Source organism: Streptomyces sp. PKA51 (genome assembly GCF_057552455.1).
This window is the reverse complement of sequence record NZ_BAAJPZ010000004.1, coordinates 96881-112131: the sequence shown is the minus strand read 5'-3', so window position 1 is coordinate 112131 and position 15251 is coordinate 96881. Positions and strand designations below refer to the sequence as shown.

Annotated in this window: 17 protein-coding genes and 1 tRNA gene; 11 read left to right on the top strand and 7 right to left on the bottom strand. The window is 69.6% G+C overall.

Translation table 11 applies throughout. The features are described from left to right. Positions 1 to 14: 14 nt before the first annotated feature. Positions 15 to 85 (bottom strand) — tRNA-Gly (locus tag AC27L3_RS07740). A 262-nt stretch (positions 86 to 347) separates the two neighbouring features. Between AC27L3_RS07740 and AC27L3_RS07735 the strand changes: the two genes are divergently transcribed. The 3 genes from AC27L3_RS07735 to AC27L3_RS07725 all read left to right on the top strand — a co-directional run bounded on the left by AC27L3_RS07735 (position 348) and on the right by AC27L3_RS07725 (position 1692). Then, the gene (locus AC27L3_RS07735; RefSeq protein ID WP_487233252.1) at positions 348 to 512 is read left to right on the top strand and encodes a hypothetical protein; all 165 of its coding nucleotides are present in this window, start codon (positions 348 to 350) and stop codon (positions 510 to 512) included. Between the two features lie 78 nt (positions 513 to 590). Then, positions 591 to 1166, top strand: a complete 576-nt coding sequence (dcd, locus tag AC27L3_RS07730) for a dCTP deaminase (RefSeq protein WP_365967847.1) — start codon at positions 591 to 593, stop codon at positions 1164 to 1166. Between the two features lie 28 nt (positions 1167 to 1194). Next, on the top strand, positions 1195 to 1692 hold the full coding sequence (locus AC27L3_RS07725) for a phosphoribosyltransferase (RefSeq protein WP_365967848.1): 498 nt from the start codon (positions 1195 to 1197) through the stop codon (positions 1690 to 1692). A gap of 83 nt (positions 1693 to 1775) precedes the next feature. On the opposite strand, the gene AC27L3_RS07720 is transcribed toward AC27L3_RS07725, so the two are convergent. From AC27L3_RS07720 to AC27L3_RS07710, 3 genes are all read right to left on the bottom strand, one after another. Further along, the gene (locus AC27L3_RS07720; RefSeq protein WP_487233506.1) at positions 1776 to 2648 is read right to left on the bottom strand and encodes a Yip1 family protein; all 873 of its coding nucleotides are present in this window, start codon (positions 2646 to 2648) and stop codon (positions 1776 to 1778) included. 137 nt (positions 2649 to 2785) lie between these two features. After that, on the bottom strand, positions 2786 to 3307 hold the full coding sequence (locus tag AC27L3_RS07715; protein ID WP_487233251.1) for a MarR family winged helix-turn-helix transcriptional regulator: 522 nt from the start codon (positions 3305 to 3307) through the stop codon (positions 2786 to 2788). Positions 3308 to 3467: 160 nt separating this feature from the next. Next, positions 3468 to 5744, bottom strand: a complete 2277-nt coding sequence (locus AC27L3_RS07710) for a (Fe-S)-binding protein (RefSeq protein WP_487233250.1) — start codon at positions 5742 to 5744, stop codon at positions 3468 to 3470. 276 nt (positions 5745 to 6020) lie between these two features. On the opposite strand from AC27L3_RS07710, the gene dnaK reads away from it, so the two are divergent. From dnaK to AC27L3_RS07685, 5 genes are all read left to right on the top strand, one after another. Continuing rightward, entirely contained in the window at positions 6021 to 7868 is a 1848-nt protein-coding gene (dnaK, locus tag AC27L3_RS07705; RefSeq protein ID WP_487233249.1) for a molecular chaperone DnaK, read from the top strand. Further along, positions 7865 to 8524 (top strand): nucleotide exchange factor GrpE, encoded by a 660-nt coding sequence (grpE, locus tag AC27L3_RS07700; protein ID WP_365967941.1) that lies wholly within the window; start codon positions 7865 to 7867, stop codon positions 8522 to 8524. Before dnaK ends, grpE begins: the two co-directional genes overlap by 4 nt. A 36-nt stretch (positions 8525 to 8560) precedes the next feature. Further along, complete coding sequence (dnaJ, locus tag AC27L3_RS07695; RefSeq protein WP_487233248.1) at positions 8561 to 9730, top strand: molecular chaperone DnaJ; 1170 nt, start codon at positions 8561 to 8563, stop codon at positions 9728 to 9730. Positions 9731 to 9733: 3 nt separating this feature from the next. Then, positions 9734 to 10192, top strand: a complete 459-nt coding sequence (locus AC27L3_RS07690; RefSeq protein ID WP_487233247.1) for a heat shock protein transcriptional repressor HspR — start codon at positions 9734 to 9736, stop codon at positions 10190 to 10192. Positions 10193 to 10325: 133 nt separating this feature from the next. Beyond that, positions 10326 to 11057 carry a DUF4097 family beta strand repeat-containing protein gene (locus tag AC27L3_RS07685; RefSeq protein WP_487233246.1) on the top strand — a complete coding sequence of 244 codons (732 nt, stop codon included), beginning with the start codon at positions 10326 to 10328 and terminating at the stop codon, positions 11055 to 11057. On the opposite strand, the gene AC27L3_RS07680 is transcribed toward AC27L3_RS07685, so the two are convergent. Further along, positions 11044 to 11475, bottom strand: coding sequence for an ATP-binding protein (locus AC27L3_RS07680; protein WP_487233245.1), 432 nt, complete (start codon positions 11473 to 11475; stop codon positions 11044 to 11046). The two genes, AC27L3_RS07685 and AC27L3_RS07680, sit on opposite strands and share 14 nt — an antisense overlap. A 228-nt stretch (positions 11476 to 11703) precedes the next feature. On the opposite strand from AC27L3_RS07680, the gene AC27L3_RS07675 reads away from it, so the two are divergent. Both AC27L3_RS07675 and AC27L3_RS07670 read left to right on the top strand, forming a co-directional pair. Then, complete coding sequence (locus AC27L3_RS07675; protein WP_487233244.1) at positions 11704 to 12555, top strand: helix-turn-helix domain-containing protein; 852 nt, start codon at positions 11704 to 11706, stop codon at positions 12553 to 12555. Between the two features lie 11 nt (positions 12556 to 12566). Further along, on the top strand, positions 12567 to 12761 hold the full coding sequence (locus tag AC27L3_RS07670) for a DUF397 domain-containing protein (RefSeq protein ID WP_487233243.1): 195 nt from the start codon (positions 12567 to 12569) through the stop codon (positions 12759 to 12761). 282 nt (positions 12762 to 13043) lie between these two features. Here AC27L3_RS07670 and AC27L3_RS07665 read toward each other — a convergent pair whose 3' ends face one another. After that, a complete protein-coding gene (locus tag AC27L3_RS07665; protein WP_487233242.1) occupies positions 13044 to 14030 on the bottom strand; it encodes an ArsR/SmtB family transcription factor in 987 nt (328 codons plus the stop codon). A gap of 118 nt (positions 14031 to 14148) precedes the next feature. Between AC27L3_RS07665 and AC27L3_RS07660 the strand changes: the two genes are divergently transcribed. Further along, complete coding sequence (locus AC27L3_RS07660) at positions 14149 to 14547, top strand: SH3 domain-containing protein (protein ID WP_487233241.1); 399 nt, start codon at positions 14149 to 14151, stop codon at positions 14545 to 14547. Between the two features lie 69 nt (positions 14548 to 14616). On the opposite strand, the gene AC27L3_RS07655 is transcribed toward AC27L3_RS07660, so the two are convergent. Beyond that, the gene (locus tag AC27L3_RS07655) at positions 14617 to 15195 is read right to left on the bottom strand and encodes a TetR/AcrR family transcriptional regulator (protein WP_487233240.1); all 579 of its coding nucleotides are present in this window, start codon (positions 15193 to 15195) and stop codon (positions 14617 to 14619) included. Positions 15196 to 15251 lie beyond the last annotated feature (56 nt).

Below are 15251 nucleotides of genomic sequence, written 5' to 3'. Positions count from 1 at the left end.
GGGGTTCGGTGAAGAGCGGGCGACGAGAATCGAACTCGCGCTCTGAGCTTGGGAAGCTCATGTTCTACCATTAAACTACGCCCGCGCGGGACGCCCATCGGGGCGTCTCATCGTCGCACACTGTACCTCATCACGGACCCCCGGTGCATCAGCCCGGGGGTTCCGTCGTTGTGTGAGGGGGGTGTGCGGGGAGGGGGATACGGGCGGTGGGGGCCGGGAGTTGGGGCGTACCGTGGGGGCGCGGCAAACGGCCGGGGGAGTGGTCGGGGTGCCGCCTTCAGGAGGGTCCGACGCATCCCTTAATGTGGCTTTTGTCCTTTCGTCTCGGCCATGGGAAAGGGAGCTCGATGGAGCGCACCGTCGTTCGTTGTGCCGAAGGGCACGTGTTCAGCACCGCGTCGTTCCCGATGCAGCACCTCGGCCCCGACCGGATCGGCCCCGGGCGGCTCCTGCGCTGCCCGCGCTGCGCCCGGTTGCGGCAGTCGGTGCCGGTGGGGCCGGAGAAGCGGTGAGCCCGGTGCGGGCCCGGCCCGGGAGGGGGCCGGGCCCGCGTTGTCGGGGTGCCTGTCTTCTTTGCGTATCCTCGAAGCGTGCTTCTCTCAGACAAGGACATCCGGGCCGAGATCGACGCCGGCCGTGTGCGGATCGACCCGTTCGACGAATCGATGGTGCAGCCGTCGAGCATCGATGTGCGGCTGGACCGCTACTTCCGGGTGTTCGAGAACCACCGGTACCCGCACATCGACCCGGCCGTCGAGCAGCCGGACCTGACGCGCGAGGTGGTGCCGGAGGGCGACGAGGCGTTCATCCTGCACCCCGGTGAGTTCGTGCTGGCCTCGACGTACGAGGTGATCACGCTCCCCGGTGACATCGCCTCGCGACTGGAGGGCAAGTCCAGCCTCGGCCGGCTGGGGCTGCTGACCCACTCGACGGCCGGCTTCATCGACCCGGGCTTCTCCGGGCACGTGACGCTGGAGCTGTCGAACATGGCAACCCTGCCGATCAAGCTGTGGCCGGGGATGAAGATCGGCCAGCTGTGCATGTTCCGGCTGACCTCACCCGTCGAGCATCCTTACGGGTCCGCGAAGCACGGTTCCCGGTACCAGGGACAGCGGGGCCCCACGCCCTCGCGGTCCTTCCAGAATTTCCACCGCACGCAGGTCTGAGCGACCAGGGAACAAGGCGAAGAGCAACGTGAGCGACATCCGCGAGAACCTGACCTACCCGATCTTCGGGCAGGCCATCCGTGAGCTGGCACAGACCATCGCGGACGACGGCTACGAGCCGGACATCATCCTGTCCATCGCGCGCGGCGGCGTCTTCGTCGCGGGCGGCCTCGCCTACGCGCTGGACTGCAAGAACATCCACCTGGTGAACGTGGAGTTCTATACGGGAGTCGGTTCGACCCTCGAGATGCCCGTCATGCTCGCCCCCGTGCCGAACGCGATCGACTTCTCCAACAAGAAGGTCCTCATCGCCGACGACGTCGCCGACACCGGCAAGACGCTCAAGCTGGTGCACGACTTCTGCCTGGAGCACGTCGCCGAGGTGCGCAGCGCGGTCATCTACGAGAAGCCGCAGTCGCTGGTGAAGTGCGAGTACGTCTGGAAGCGCACCGACGACTGGATCAACTTCCCGTGGTCGGTCGAGCCGCCGGTCGTGCGCCGCGAGGGCCAGGTTCTCGACGCCTGACAGCCTCGACGCCCGACAGGCGCAAGGCATGGAGAAAGGGCCCGTTCCGGGATCGGAACGGGCCCTTTCGTATGTCCTCGTGGCTACAGCGTGCCCAGCTTGATCAGCGACAGCAGGGCCACCAGCTGGATCGCCGACGCCCCCAGCGCCCTCGGCCACGGCAGGTCGTGGGACTTGCTCACCATGGACGTCAGCAGCGCGCCGGCCGCCACCCACGTGGCCCAGCCCAGTACCTGCACGAGCGTGCTGTCGCCGCCGAGGAACATCGCGAAGAGCAGCCGCGGCGCGTCCGTGATCGACATGATCAGCATCGACAGGCCGACCGTCGGCTGCCATATGCCGTCGCCGCCCAGCTGGCGGGCGAGGGTGTGGGTGACCGCGCCGAGGATCAGGCCGGCGATCACCATGATGACGCCGGTGATCAGTACGGCGGGCAGCACCTGGCCCAGTGACGCCTTCAGGACGTCCGCGCGCGCCTTGTCGAAGCCGAAGACGGCCAGCAGGCCGTAGACGAACGTGACGATCAGGGCCGGCGCCCACACCTGGTGGTCGCGCATCTGCCAGAAGGTGGCCGAGGGGCGCAGCACGATGCCGCTCAGCAGGTCCTTCCAGTGCAGCCGCGGCCCGGGGGGCGGCGCCGGCGGGCCGCTCTCGCCGCCGTACGGGCCGTAGGCGTCCTGCCCGTACGCGTCGGGGGCCTCGCCGATGCTGAACTGGCGGGTCTGGTCCGCGCCGCCGGGGGCCTGCCCCTGCCCGTAGTACGGGTCGTAGCCGCCCTGCGGGTGCGGCTGGGGGTGCGGCTGCCCGCCGAAGTACTCGGGCTCGTCGTACCCGCCGCCCTGCTGCTGCCACTGCGGTTGCCCGCCGGGCGCGCCCTGGCCGCCGTACGGCGCCTGCGCCTGCTGCTGTCCGTGCCATGCGGGCCCGGGCTGCTGCTCGTCCCGTCCGCGTCCCATCCTGAATCCAGCCACGTCAACGAACGTACCCGCTCCGAGGAGCGCCCGGAGCCGCCCCCGGGGGAACGGGCCGTGCTTTGCGGCCGACCTGTGACATCCCCTAGGGGAAAGCCCGGGGGCCCGCCGCGGGCGCGTGTTCAGCGCTTGGGCAGCCAGCGGTCGGGCGAGAGCAGCTCGTCGGCGCCCACGTTGCTGATCATGCGGCGCAGGACGGTGAGGGCGGCGGCGTACTCCTCGTCCGTGATGCCGGCGTGGATCTCCGCGCGCACCCGGCGCACGACCTCGAAGATGCGCTCCTTGGCCTCCCGGCCGGCCTCGGTCAGCACGTACCGGCCCTCGGTGCCCTCGGTCAGCCAGCCGCGGGCGACCATGGCGTACAGGGCCTGGTCGATCTCCTCGGGCCGGTGGTCGAGGTGGACGGTGAGCGACTCGCGCAGCTCCTGCTGCGTCAGGCCGCCCTCGACGAGGTCGGTGCGGTTGAGGGTCCACCACTGCGGCTGCGTGACGTCCTGGGTGGCCAGGGCGGCCCGGATGTGCCGGATGACGGCCTTGTGGGCCGCGTACGTCCAGTAGCCGACGGGCTGTCCGGCGAGGTTGGAGTCGTCGCCCTTCGGCGTGGTCAGCTGCGTGTCGGCCTGCGTGTTCTGCGTCGTCGTCATGTCCTCGACGGTAGGACCTCAAGCGAGCTTGAGATCAAGTGTGTTCGTCGTCACGGGAGTCACAGGACGTCACGGGACGTCGTGGGGACGACGAAGGCCGGGCCCCGCGATCGCTCGCGGGGCCCGGCCTCGTACCCACCTCGACAGGCGGCTGCTTCGGCTACTTCACCGGCTCCGGGTCCGGCGAGGGCGTGCCCGCCGTCTCGCCGTCGCCGTCGCCCTCCGGGGCGGCCGGCGTCTTGACGGACTCCAGCAGCAGCTGGGCGACGTCGACGACCTGGATGGACTCCTTCGCCTTGCCGTCGTTCTTCTTGCCGTTGACCGAGTCGGTCAGCATGACGAGGCAGAAGGGGCAGGCGGTGGAGACGATGTCGGGGTTGAGCGACAGCGCCTCGTCGACGCGCTCGTTGTTGATGCGCTTGCCGATGCGCTCCTCCATCCACATGCGCGCGCCGCCGGCGCCGCAGCAGAAGCCGCGCTCCTTGTGGCGGTGCATCTCCTCGTTGCGCAGGCCCGGCACCTTGGCGATGATCTCGCGCGGCGGCGTGTAGACCTTGTTGTGGCGGCCCAGGTAGCAGGGGTCGTGGTAGGTGATCAGACCCTCGACCGGGGTGACGGGGACGAGCTTGCCCTCGTCGATGAGGTGCTGCAGCAGCTGCGTGTGGTGAATGACCTCGTACTCGCCGCCGAGCTGCGGGTACTCGTTGGCGATCGTGTTGAAGCAGTGCGGGCAGGTCGCGACGATCTTCTTCTTCGACTTCTCGACCTTGACGCCTTCTTCGGCGTCCTCGCCGAAGGCCATGTTGAGCATCTCGACGTTCTGCTGGCCGAGCTGCTGGAAGAGGAACTCGTTGCCCAGGCGGCGTGCGGAGTCGCCCGTGCAGGCCTCCTCGCCGCCCATGATGGCGAACTTCACGCCCGCCATGTGCAGCAGCTCCGCGAAGGCCTTGGTGGTCTTCTTGGCGCGGTCCTCCAGGGCGCCGGCGCAGCCGACCCAGTAGAGGTAGTCGACCTCGGTGAGGTCCTCGACGTCCTTGCCGACGACCGGGACCTCGAAGTCGACCTCCTTGGTCCACGCCAGGCGCTGCTTCTTCGCCAGGCCCCAGGGGTTGCCCTTCTTCTCCAGGTTCTTGAGCATCGTGCCCGCCTCGGACGGGAAGGAGCTCTCGATCATCACCTGGTAGCGGCGCATGTCGACGATGTGGTCGACGTGCTCGATGTCGACGGGGCACTGCTCGACGCACGCGCCGCACGTGGTGCAGGACCACAGCACGTCGGGGTCGATGACGCCGTTCTCCTCCAGCGTGCCGACCAGCGGGCGCTCGGCCTCGGCCAGGGCGGCGGCCGGGACGTCCTTCAGCTGCTCCTCGGTGGCCTTCTCGTTGCCCTCGGCGTCCTTGCCGCCGCCGGCGAGCAGGTACGGCGCCTTGGCGTGCGCGTGGTCGCGCAGCGACATGATCAGCAGCTTGGGGGAGAGCGGCTTGCCGGTGTTCCAGGCGGGGCACTGCGACTGGCAGCGGCCGCACTCGGTGCAGGTGGAGAAGTCGAGGATGCCCTTCCAGGAGAACTCCTCGATCTTCGATACGCCGAAGACGTCGTCCTCGCCCGGGTCCTCGAAGTCGATCGGCTTGCCGCCGCTGGTCATCGGCTGCAGGGCGCCGAGGGCCACGTCGCCGCTCGCCTCGCGCTTGAACCAGATGTTGGGGAAGGCCAGGAAGCGGTGCCAGGCCACACCCATGTCCGTCTTCAGCGAGACCGTGATCATCCAGATGAAGGACGTCGCGATCTTCAGGCCGGCGAAGAAGTAGGTGAGGTTCTGGAGGGTGGAGAGGTCCATTCCCTCCAGCCACGAGACGACCGGGTACGAGATGAAGAACGAGGCCTCGTAGCCGTCGACGTCGTGCTGGGCGCCCTCCAGGGCGTGCAGCATGAAGATGCAGATGCCGACGATGAGGATGACGGCCTCGACGAAGTACGCCTGGCCGAAGTTGGAGCCGGCGAAGCGGGACTTGCGGCCCGCCCGGCCCGGCCTGCTCAGCTGGCGGATGACGATCAGGACCAGGATGCCGAGCGCGGTCATCGTGCCGAGGAACTCGACGAAGACGTTGTACGGGGCCCAGTCGCCGATGATCGGCAGGATCCAGTCGGCCTTGAACAGCTGGCCGATGGCGTTGACGATCGTCAGCAGCAGCGAGAAGAAGCCCACCGCCACGAACCAGTGCGCCACGCCGACGACGCCCCACTTGTTCATGCGGGTGTGGCCGAGGAACTCCTTGACCACCGTCACGGTGCGCTGCACCGGCTCGTCCGTCCGCGTGCCGGCGGGGACGGGCTGGCCCAGTCGCATGTGCCGGTAGATCTGGAGGAGGGCACGGCCGAACAGCGCGATGCCGACCGCCATTAGGGCCAGCGACACGATGATCGCGGCGAGTTGCATGGGTGGCTCCTCGGGCTGCGAAAGCGGGATTACTAATCGGTAACTTATCCAGTCCGTACGAGACTACTCACTCTCGCGCGCGCGATATACCCGCATCGCCGGTGATCTGTGTCGCGCAAGGCAACCCTTGCCCCGGTGCCACGACAGCGTGAACGTTCGCCACTGCCAGTAAGTGCCGCATAAAGGTTGAGCCCGGCTGACTCAGGTCTGTTGACAGGTTTGCATCCCTGTTGCACTCTTGAGTCTGTTCCACTCAAGTCAGCTGGAGGAATCGACATGGCACGTGCGGTCGGCATCGACCTGGGTACGACGAACTCCGTCGTCAGTGTTCTCGAAGGCGGTGAGCCCACCGTCATCACCAACGCCGAGGGCGCCAGGACCACGCCGTCCGTCGTCGCCTTCGCGAAGAACGGCGAGGTGCTGGTCGGTGAGGTCGCCAAGCGCCAGGCCGTGACCAACGTCGACCGGACGATCCGCTCGGTCAAGCGCCACATGGGCACCGACTGGAAGATCAACCTCGACGGCAAGGACTTCAACCCCCAGCAGATCAGCGCCTTCATCCTGCAGAAGCTCAAGCGGGACGCCGAGGCCTACCTGGGCGAGAAGGTCACCGACGCGGTCATCACCGTCCCGGCGTACTTCAACGACTCCGAGCGCCAGGCCACCAAGGAGGCCGGCGAGATCGCGGGCCTCAACGTCCTGCGCATCGTCAACGAGCCCACCGCGGCCGCCCTGGCCTACGGTCTCGACAAGGACGACCAGACCATTCTCGTCTTCGACCTCGGTGGCGGCACCTTCGACGTCTCGCTGCTGGAGATCGGCGACGGCGTCGTCGAGGTCAAGGCCACCAACGGCGACAACCACCTCGGTGGTGACGACTGGGACCAGCGCATCGTCGACTACCTGGTCAAGCAGTTCGCCTCCGGCCACGGCGTCGACCTGTCCAAGGACAAGATGGCGCTGCAGCGCCTGCGCGAGGCCGCCGAGAAGGCGAAGATCGAGCTGTCCTCCTCCACGGAGACCTCGATCAACCTGCCCTACATCACGGCGTCCGCCGAGGGCCCGCTGCACCTGGACGAGAAGCTCACCCGCGCCCAGTTCCAGCAGCTGACCGCGGACCTGCTGGAGCGCTGCAAGGTGCCGTTCCACAACGTCATCAAGGACGCGGGCATCGCCCTGTCCGAGATCGACCACGTGGTCCTGGTCGGTGGCTCCACCCGTATGCCCGCCGTCGCCGAGCTCGTCAAGGAGCTGACCGGCGGCCAGGAGGCCAACAAGGGTGTGAACCCGGACGAGGTCGTCGCCATCGGTGCCGCCCTGCAGGCCGGTGTCCTCAAGGGCGAGGTCAAGGACGTCCTGCTCCTCGACGTCACCCCGCTGTCCCTCGGCATCGAGACCAAGGGCGGCATCATGACCAAGCTGATCGAGCGCAACACCACGATCCCGACCAAGCGCTCGGAGATCTTCACCACGGCCGAGGACAACCAGCCGTCCGTGCAGATCCAGGTCTACCAGGGCGAGCGCGAGATCGCGGCGTACAACAAGAAGCTCGGCATGTTCGAGCTGACCGGCCTGCCCCCGGCCCCGCGCGGCGTCCCGCAGATCGAGGTCGCCTTCGACATCGACGCCAACGGCATCATGCACGTGACCGCCAAGGACCTGGGCACGGGCAAGGAGCAGAAGATGACCGTCACCGGCGGCTCCTCGCTGCCGAAGGACGAGGTCAACCGCATGCGCGAAGAGGCCGAGAAGTACGCGGAGGAGGACCACAAGCGCCGCGAGGCCGCCGAGACCCGCAACCAGGGCGAGCAGCTCGTCTACCAGACGGAGAAGTTCCTCAAGGACAACGAGGACAAGGTCCCGGCCGAGGTCAAGACCGAGGTCGAGACGGCCGTCGCCGAGCTGAAGGACAAGCTCAAGGGCGAGGACACCGCCGAGATCCGCACCGCGGCCGAGAAGGTCGCCGCGGTCAGCCAGAAGCTCGGTCAGGCCATGTACGCCGACGCCCAGGCCGCGCAGGGCGCTGCCGGTGCCGCGGGCGACGGCCAGGCCAAGGCCGATGACGATGTCGTCGACGCCGAGATCGTCGACGACGAGAAGCCGAAGGGCGGTGCGTCGGCGTGACGGAGGAGACCCCGGGCTTCAACGAGAACGAGAAGCCTGAAGGCCCCTCCGAGCCGACCGCTCCCGACGACGCGGCGAAGGCCGCCGGGTCCGCCGATCAGGCGGGCCCGGCCGGCCCGGCCCCCACGGGCGAGGAACTCGTCGAGGTAGGCCTCAAGGCACAGCTGGACCAGGCCCAGGCGGCGCTCGGGGAGCGCACCGCCGACCTGCAGCGGCTCCAGGCCGAGTACCAGAACTACCGTCGCCGGGTCGAGCGGGACCGCGCCGCGGTCAAGGAGGTCGCCGTCGCGAACCTCCTGTCCGAGCTCCTGCCCGTCCTCGACGACATCGGCCGCGCCCGTGACCACGGCGAGCTCGTCGGCGGCTTCAAGTCCGTCGCCGAATCCCTGGAGACGGTCGCCGCCAAGATGGGCCTGCAGCAGTTCGGCAAGGAGGGCGAGCCCTTCGACCCGCTGGTGCACGAGGCGCTGATGCACAGCTACGCGCCGGACGTCACCGAGACGACCTGCGTGCAGATCCTGCAGCCGGGGTATCGCATCGGCGAGCGCACCATCCGCCCCGCGCGGGTGGCCGTCGCCGAGCCCCAGCCCGGCGCCCAGCCCAAGGCCGAGGACGAGTCGTCGGACGAGGAGAGCGGTGGCCCGGACGAGGGCTGACGCACACCGGATGACGAGGAAGGAGGGACGTCGAGGATGAGCCTCAGCAGGGACCTGCTCGAAAAGGATCTGTACAAGGTCCTCGGCGTCCCCAAGGACGCCACCGAGGCGGAGATCAAGAAGGCGTACCGGAAGCTCGCCCGCGAGTTCCACCCGGACGCCAACAAGGGCGACACCTCCGCGGAGGAGCGCTTCAAGGAGATCTCCGAGGCGAACGACGTCCTCGCCGACCCCAAGCGCCGCAAGGAGTATGACGAGGCGCGCGCCCTGTTCGGCAACGGAGGCTTCCGTGCCGGGCCGGGCGCCGGCGGATCGTTCAACTTCGACCTGGGCGACCTCTTCGGAGGCGCCCAGGGCGGCGCCGGCGGCTTCGGCGGAGGCGGCGGCATCGGTGACGTCTTCGGGGGACTGTTCAACCGCGGCGGTGCCACCCGCACCCAGCCGCGCCGCGGCCAGGACATCGAGTCCGAGGTCACCCTCAGCTTCACCGAAGCGGTCGAGGGTGCCACGGTCCCGCTGCGCATGTCCTCCGCGGCCGCCTGCAAGGCGTGCTCCGGCACCGGCGACAAGAACGGCACACCGCGCGTGTGCCCCACCTGCGTCGGCACCGGCCAGGTCTCCCGTGGCACCGGCGGCGGCTTCTCGCTGACCGACCCCTGCCCCGACTGCAAGGGCCGCGGGCTCACCCCCGAGCACCCCTGCGACGTCTGCCACGGCAGCGGCCGGGCCAAGTCCGCCCGCACCATGCAGGTCCGCATCCCCGCCGGAGTCTCCGACGGCCAGCGGATCCGCCTGCGCGGCAAGGGTGCTCCCGGCGAGCGCGGCGGCCCCAGCGGCGACCTCTACGTCGTCGTCCACGTCGGCAGCCACCCCGTCTTCGGGCGCAAGGACGACAACCTCACCGTCACGGTCCCCGTCACCTTCACGGAGGCGGCCCTCGGCGGCGAGATCAAGGTGCCCACCCTCGGCGGGCCCCCGGTCACCCTGAAGCTGCCCGCCGGCACCCCCAACGGCCGCACCATGCGCGCCCGCGGCAAGGGCGCCGTCCGCAAGGACGGCACCCGCGGCGACCTCCTGGTGACCGTCGAGGTCGCCGTGCCCACCAGCCTCGACGACAAGGCCCGGGAAGCCCTGGAGACCTATCGGGAGGCGACCGCCAGCGAAGACCCGCGAGCGGAACTGTTCCAGGCCGCGAAGGGAGCCTGAGCCATGGAAGGTAGTGGCCGTCGACGCAACCCCTACGAGCTGACCGACGACTCGCCGGTCTACGTCATCTCCGTAGCCGCCCAGCTGTCGGGCCTGCATCCGCAGACCCTCCGGCAGTACGACCGCCTCGGTCTGGTCTCCCCCGACCGCACCGCCGGCCGCGGCCGCCGCTACTCCGCCCGTGACATCGAGCTCCTGCGCCAGGTGCAGACGCTCAGCCAGGACGAGGGCATCAACCTCGCCGGCATCAAGCGCATCATCGAACTGGAGACCCAGGTCGCCGCGCTCCAGGCCCGCGTGGCCGAACTCCAGGCCGTGGTCGACGGCGCCGCCGCCGCCATGCAGCAGCGCGAAGCCGCCGTCCACGCCTCGTACCGGCGCGACCTCGTGCCGTACCACGAGGTCCAGCAGGCCAGCGCGCTGGTCGTCTGGCGCCCCAAGCGGGACCAGAAGAAGCACTGAGCGCCCACCCCCACCCCGCCCCTGCCTCAGGGGCGGGGTGGGGTCGCATCAGGGACTTCCCCCATGGGCGCCGCCCCTTGCCCGCGCATAGCCTCTCCGTATCTGATCTTCCTCAAGAACGGTGGGAACCCTCATGCGCGCGCGTCTCCGTCTGATCACCGCCCTCGCCGCGACCGGCGTGGCCGTCGGAGCCCTCAGCGCCTGCGGCAGCCTGCTGAACAAGGACTTCGAGGACGACACCACGATCTCCGAGAAGATCACGTCCGTCCGCATCGACAACGGATCCGGCGCCGTCACCCTCATCGGCGACGAAGGCGGCACCAACGTCGGCCTCCACCGCCGCGTCGAATACGGCAACGACCGCCCCCAGGGCGCCACCCACCGCATCGAAAACGGCGTCCTCGTCCTCCGCGGCTGCGGCGACGACTGCTCCGTCGCCTACACCGTCCACCTGCCGGCCGGCCTCCCCGTCACCGGCAAGAACGCCAGCGGCGCCCTCACCCTCAAGAAGACCGGTGCGGTGTCGGTGTCCACCGGCTCCGGAGCCATCGACGTCGTCGACGTGAACGGCCCCGTCGACGTCCGCGCCGACAGCGGCGCCATCACCGGCCGCGGCCTGGGGGGCGGCCCGGTGCAGGCGAGGACCGGCAGCGGAGCCATCGACCTCAAGCTGTCCGCGCCGCAGGACGTCCGGGCCACGGCCGGCAGCGGGGCCCTCGACCTCACCCTCCCGAACGCGACCTACCGCGTCGCGGCCAAGACCGGCAGCGGCGGCAAGGACATCGAGGTCGACAACGACTCCTCCGGCAAGTACCGCATCGACGCCTCGACGGGCAGCGGCGCGCTGACCATCAAGCGCGGCTGATCTCGCACCACACGGATTTGGCTCCGCCGCCGGGGGAAGGGGCGTGCCCCCAGCGGTCCGCGAGCGCCTGCAGCAGGCGCAGCCCCCGGCCGTTCTCCCCGTACGGGCGTACGGCCCGAGGGGTCGGCGGACGCGGGTAGTTGTCCCGCACGGTGACACGCAGCACGCGCCACTCCGACCACCACAGGCTCAACTCTGCGGTACCGCTCGTGTGCACGATGGCGTTGGTGAGCATCTCGTTGGCCAGCAGCTCGGCCCGGCCGATGAACTCCCCGAGCTCGTGCGCGAGCAGCGCGGCGCGCAGCGTCGTACGGGCGACACGGACCGCTCTCGCGTCGTGCGGCACGAGCAGGCTGTACTCGAACGGTTCGATGCGCGCTTGAGCGGACGGCTCCGGTACGGGGAAGGGCAGCAGCATGTCGCCTCCTGCGGTGGGGATGAGGCGGCCTCGTCGGTGTCATTGCCGGTCCCTGCCGCGTTTCGGGGCAGCCCGGTGCACTTCCGCGAGCCGGAACGGTGCCGCTGCGTGTGCGGCACGCGACTCAACGTAGGGGGCTATGTAGCCCCGCTGCAACGGAGTCGCCGAAGTTCGCCCCATCGGGGCACGGCATGGCGTCACGCCGTTCGCAGCAGCGAGACTGGCCCCATGCCGCCCAGGAACAACCCCACCGCGCGACAGGCGCGCCTCGGTGCCGAGTTGCGCAAGATGCGCGAGCGCGCGGGCCTGACCGCCCGCGAGGCCGCCGCGCAGCTGGGCGTAACGCCCATGCGGATGAGTCACATCGAGATCGGCCGCCTCGGTGTGAGCGAGGAGCGGCTGCGGAAGTTCGCGACGCATTACGGTTGCAACGACAGTGCCTACATCGATGCGCTGGCGGAGTTGACGGGGCGCCAGGAGCGTGGCTGGTGGGAGAAGTACCAAGGGCTGCTGCCGCAGCGATCGCTGGATCTAGCCGCCTTGGAGTGGCACGCCAGTGGGATCGACGGGCTGCAGATTGTTCACATCCCTGGACTCCTGCAAACCGAGGCATACACCCGGGCGATCTTCTCGTACATGCCGCAGGAGGCCAGACCCAGCAACCTTGACGCGATCGTCGACTTTCGGATGCGACGCCAAGAGGTGCTCGATCGTGAGGATCCGTCTCCCTACAGGGCGTTCATCCATGAGGCGGCGCTGCGCATGAAGGTTGGCGATCGCAATGTCGTGCGCCAGCAGCTGGAGCTGATCGCAGCGAGGTCGGAACGCCCCGGCCTGACTGTGAGGGTGGTGCCGTTCTCGGCCGAGGGTTTCGTCTGCATGGGCTACGCGATGCAATACATGGCGGGAGTGGTCCCCCGGCTCGACACCGTGCAGATCGACGAAGTGCACGGCAGCGTGTTCCTCGATGCCCAGGAAGAGCTCGAACGCTACCGCACCGTCTTGCGGACGGTTGATCGGTTGGCCCTCGGAGTCGAGGCGAGTCGAGACTTCGTCCGGAGCATTGCCCACGAGCGTTAAGAGGTGCTGTCGTGAATCCCCTGATGTGGCAGAAGAGTTCGCTGTCGGGCACCGGCCCGGACAACTCCTGCGTGGAGCTGGCCGCGCTGGACAGCATGCGCGCGCTGCGCGAGAGCGACGACCCCGGGGTCGTCATAACCACTGCCCCCGCCACGCTGGCGGCCCTCGTACGCGCCGCCAAAGGCGGGCGGCTGAGCGCCCCGTAGGGGCGCGGGGAACTGCGCGGTCGGCCACTGGCGGCCTGTAGCCGAGGCACGGTCCCCATCTGCGGGTGCGTCGTGGTTTCTCGCGCCGTTCCTCGCGCCCCTGGGGGGCGCTGTGGTGCTGCGTGGCGTCGAACTGCGGGACGCGGCTGGGGGTGCCCTGTAGGGGCGCGGGGAACTGCGCGGTCGGCCACGGACGGCCTGCAGTCGAGGCACGGTCCTCATCCGCGGGCGCGTCGTGGCTTGGCGCGGCCGTTCCCCGCGCCCCTGCGGGGCACGGCGCCGCTAGGCGCGTACGTGGGGGGTGGCGCCGTTGAGGAGGGCGGTGCCGAGCGCCGTTGTCGCGTGCAGAACCGCGTTGCGGTGGCGACTGCTGTGGATCAGGCCCGCTTCGCGCAGGGTGCCCAGGTGCCGGCTCGCGTTGGGGGCGGTGGTGCCCGTGCGGCGGGCCAGTTCGCCGGTGGTGGCGGGGCCGTGGGCGCTCTCCTGCAGCAGTCGGGCCCGTACCGGTCCCAGCAGGGCGGACAGGGCCGTCGGTGCGCCGCCGGAGGCCCAGCCGGGGTCGTGGTCGATGGGGTGGACCAGGACGGGGGCCATGTCCTGGGCGACGACGGTGGTGGCCTGGTAGCGGCAGAAGAAGGACGGTTGCAGGACGAGGCCGCGCCCTTCGAGGTGGACGTCGCGGTCGTCGGGGTAGTCCAGTTCCAGTACGGGAGGGTTCCAGCGTGCCGTGGGGTGCAGGGAGGTGAACACCGCTTCCCAGCCGCCGGTGGCGAGCAGTGCGGAGCGGCGGGCGCGGTCCTGCCGGATCTCCTTGCCGATGCGCTGCCAGTGGGGGGCCAGGCAGGCGTCGAAGTAGGTCTTCACGGCGTCGGTCAGGCGCCCGAGGGTCTCCGTGCCGTCGGCCAAGTGGGCGCACCAGGCGGGTAAGCGGCGTCCGGGGTGCTGCCGGTGGAACTCCTGCAGGTCGCGGCGGATGGCGCTGCGCTCCGTGGAGCGCAGCAGGTCGAGGCCGGCGGCGAGGCTGCCGCCCGATGGGGCCGGGGTGAGGAAGTCGAGGCAGTAACCCTTGGCGGGGGCGACGGGGGAGAGCATGCGCGTGGCTGCCGTGGGGAGGCGGCGCAGGACGTCGCGTCGCCAGGGAGCGAAGAGGATGCCGCTGTCGCGGCGCTGGAGCCGGTGCAGGCTGATGGACACCTCCCAGAGCGGGTCGGGGTGCTCGGCGAGTGTCGTGCGGGCGAGGTCGTCGCCGGTGAAGTGGATGCGGAGCATCTGGGTCTCCTTGGGGCCGGGCCTGTGAGCAGGGAGTGTGCGTTCAGGCGCACACAAGTGCCGCGCGTGGGCGGCTGGTTGCCAGACTCGCGGTATCCCGACGGAAAGGGGAACGAGCATGTGCAGATCAGCGTGGCTCGCGGCTCTCGCCGGTGCGGCAGTTCTGGGCTCGGGCCTTGCTCTCGGCCCTGTGGCGCACGCCTCGGGGGCGTCGCAGGGGCTGCCGCCGGAGCTCGCCCTGTTCGGTTGCTCCCATGCGTGGTCCGACCAGGACGACGGCGAAGCGAAGATCGATCGGACGGACGTCAACGTGCGCTCCGGTCCCCATGCCACCTCCGACGGCGGCCCGTGCAGAGTGCTGTTCCAGCTCGACCGCGACGACCACGTCTACTACCACTGCTACACGTTGACGAACAGCGAGGGCAGCTGGACGCATCTGCGCAAGAAGGGCGGCTCGCAGATGGGGTGGGTGAAGGACACGCTCCTTCCCGGCGGGGGAAGCGGCAAGCCCTGCTAGTGCCGCGCCCCTGACGGGGCGCAGGGGGCCCGGAGCGGTTGCGCGCAACCGTCCCGGGCCCGGTGGTGTTCATTCGGTGGGGACGATCCGCTCCACCGCCGCCGTCACCAGCTGCTCCCGCTCCTCCTCGGTGAAGACGTCCGGCAGGGTGAGCTGCTCCACGATCAGCCAGTTCAGGGCGAGGATGAGGAGTTTGACGGCCGTGGCGTCGCCGGGCAGGCCGGAGGACTCGTGGTAGGCGAGGTTGGCGTCGATGTCGGCGCGGACGCGCTCGGTGAGGACCTTGCGCAGCTCGGGGCGGCGGGTGGCCTCCAGGCGCAGTTCGAGCAGGGCGAGGTAGCCGGTGCGGAAGGCCGCGATGCGGCCGACGAGTTCGCGCATGAGCTGCGCGTACGTCTCGCGGTCGCGGCCGGCGGTCCGCTGGCGGATGATCGTGGCCTCGTCGGGCCGGAGGCGTTCGTAGACGCGGGCGCCGGCCTGGGTGAGCAGGTCGTCGCGGTTGGCGAAGTAGTTGGAGGCGGTGCCGGTGGGCACGCCGGCGGCGGTGTCGACCGCCCGGAACGTCAGGCCGCGCGCGCCTTCGGCGGCCAGTACCTCGATTGCAGCGTCGACGAGGGCGGCGCGTCGCTCGTCGTTCCTTCTCACCATTGACACCACTCCAGATGTAGTACTACGGTTCTGATCACTTCAGTCAGAGTACTACG

Bases quoted from the DNA above. Each gene is read 5' to 3' on its own strand.
- AC27L3_RS07735 (WP_487233252.1), top strand. From the start codon at position 348: ATGGAGCGCACCGTCGTTCGTTGTGCCGAAGGGCACGTGTTCAGCACC.
- AC27L3_RS07720 (WP_487233506.1), bottom strand. From the start codon at position 2,648: ATGGGACGCGGACGGGACGAGCAGCAGCCCGGGCCCGCATGGCACGGA.
- AC27L3_RS07715 (WP_487233251.1), bottom strand. From the start codon at position 3,307: ATGACGACGACGCAGAACACGCAGGCCGACACGCAGCTGACCACGCCG.
- AC27L3_RS07710 (WP_487233250.1), bottom strand. From the start codon at position 5,744: ATGCAACTCGCCGCGATCATCGTGTCGCTGGCCCTAATGGCGGTCGGC.
- dnaK (WP_487233249.1), top strand. From the start codon at position 6,021: ATGGCACGTGCGGTCGGCATCGACCTGGGTACGACGAACTCCGTCGTC.
- dnaJ (WP_487233248.1), top strand. From the start codon at position 8,561: ATGAGCCTCAGCAGGGACCTGCTCGAAAAGGATCTGTACAAGGTCCTC.
- AC27L3_RS07690 (WP_487233247.1), top strand. From the start codon at position 9,734: ATGGAAGGTAGTGGCCGTCGACGCAACCCCTACGAGCTGACCGACGAC.
- AC27L3_RS07685 (WP_487233246.1), top strand. From the start codon at position 10,326: ATGCGCGCGCGTCTCCGTCTGATCACCGCCCTCGCCGCGACCGGCGTG.
- AC27L3_RS07680 (WP_487233245.1), bottom strand. From the start codon at position 11,475: ATGCTGCTGCCCTTCCCCGTACCGGAGCCGTCCGCTCAAGCGCGCATC.
- AC27L3_RS07675 (WP_487233244.1), top strand. From the start codon at position 11,704: ATGCCGCCCAGGAACAACCCCACCGCGCGACAGGCGCGCCTCGGTGCC.
- AC27L3_RS07665 (WP_487233242.1), bottom strand. From the start codon at position 14,030: ATGCTCCGCATCCACTTCACCGGCGACGACCTCGCCCGCACGACACTC.
- AC27L3_RS07660 (WP_487233241.1), top strand. From the start codon at position 14,149: ATGTGCAGATCAGCGTGGCTCGCGGCTCTCGCCGGTGCGGCAGTTCTG.
- AC27L3_RS07655 (WP_487233240.1), bottom strand. From the start codon at position 15,195: ATGGTGAGAAGGAACGACGAGCGACGCGCCGCCCTCGTCGACGCTGCA.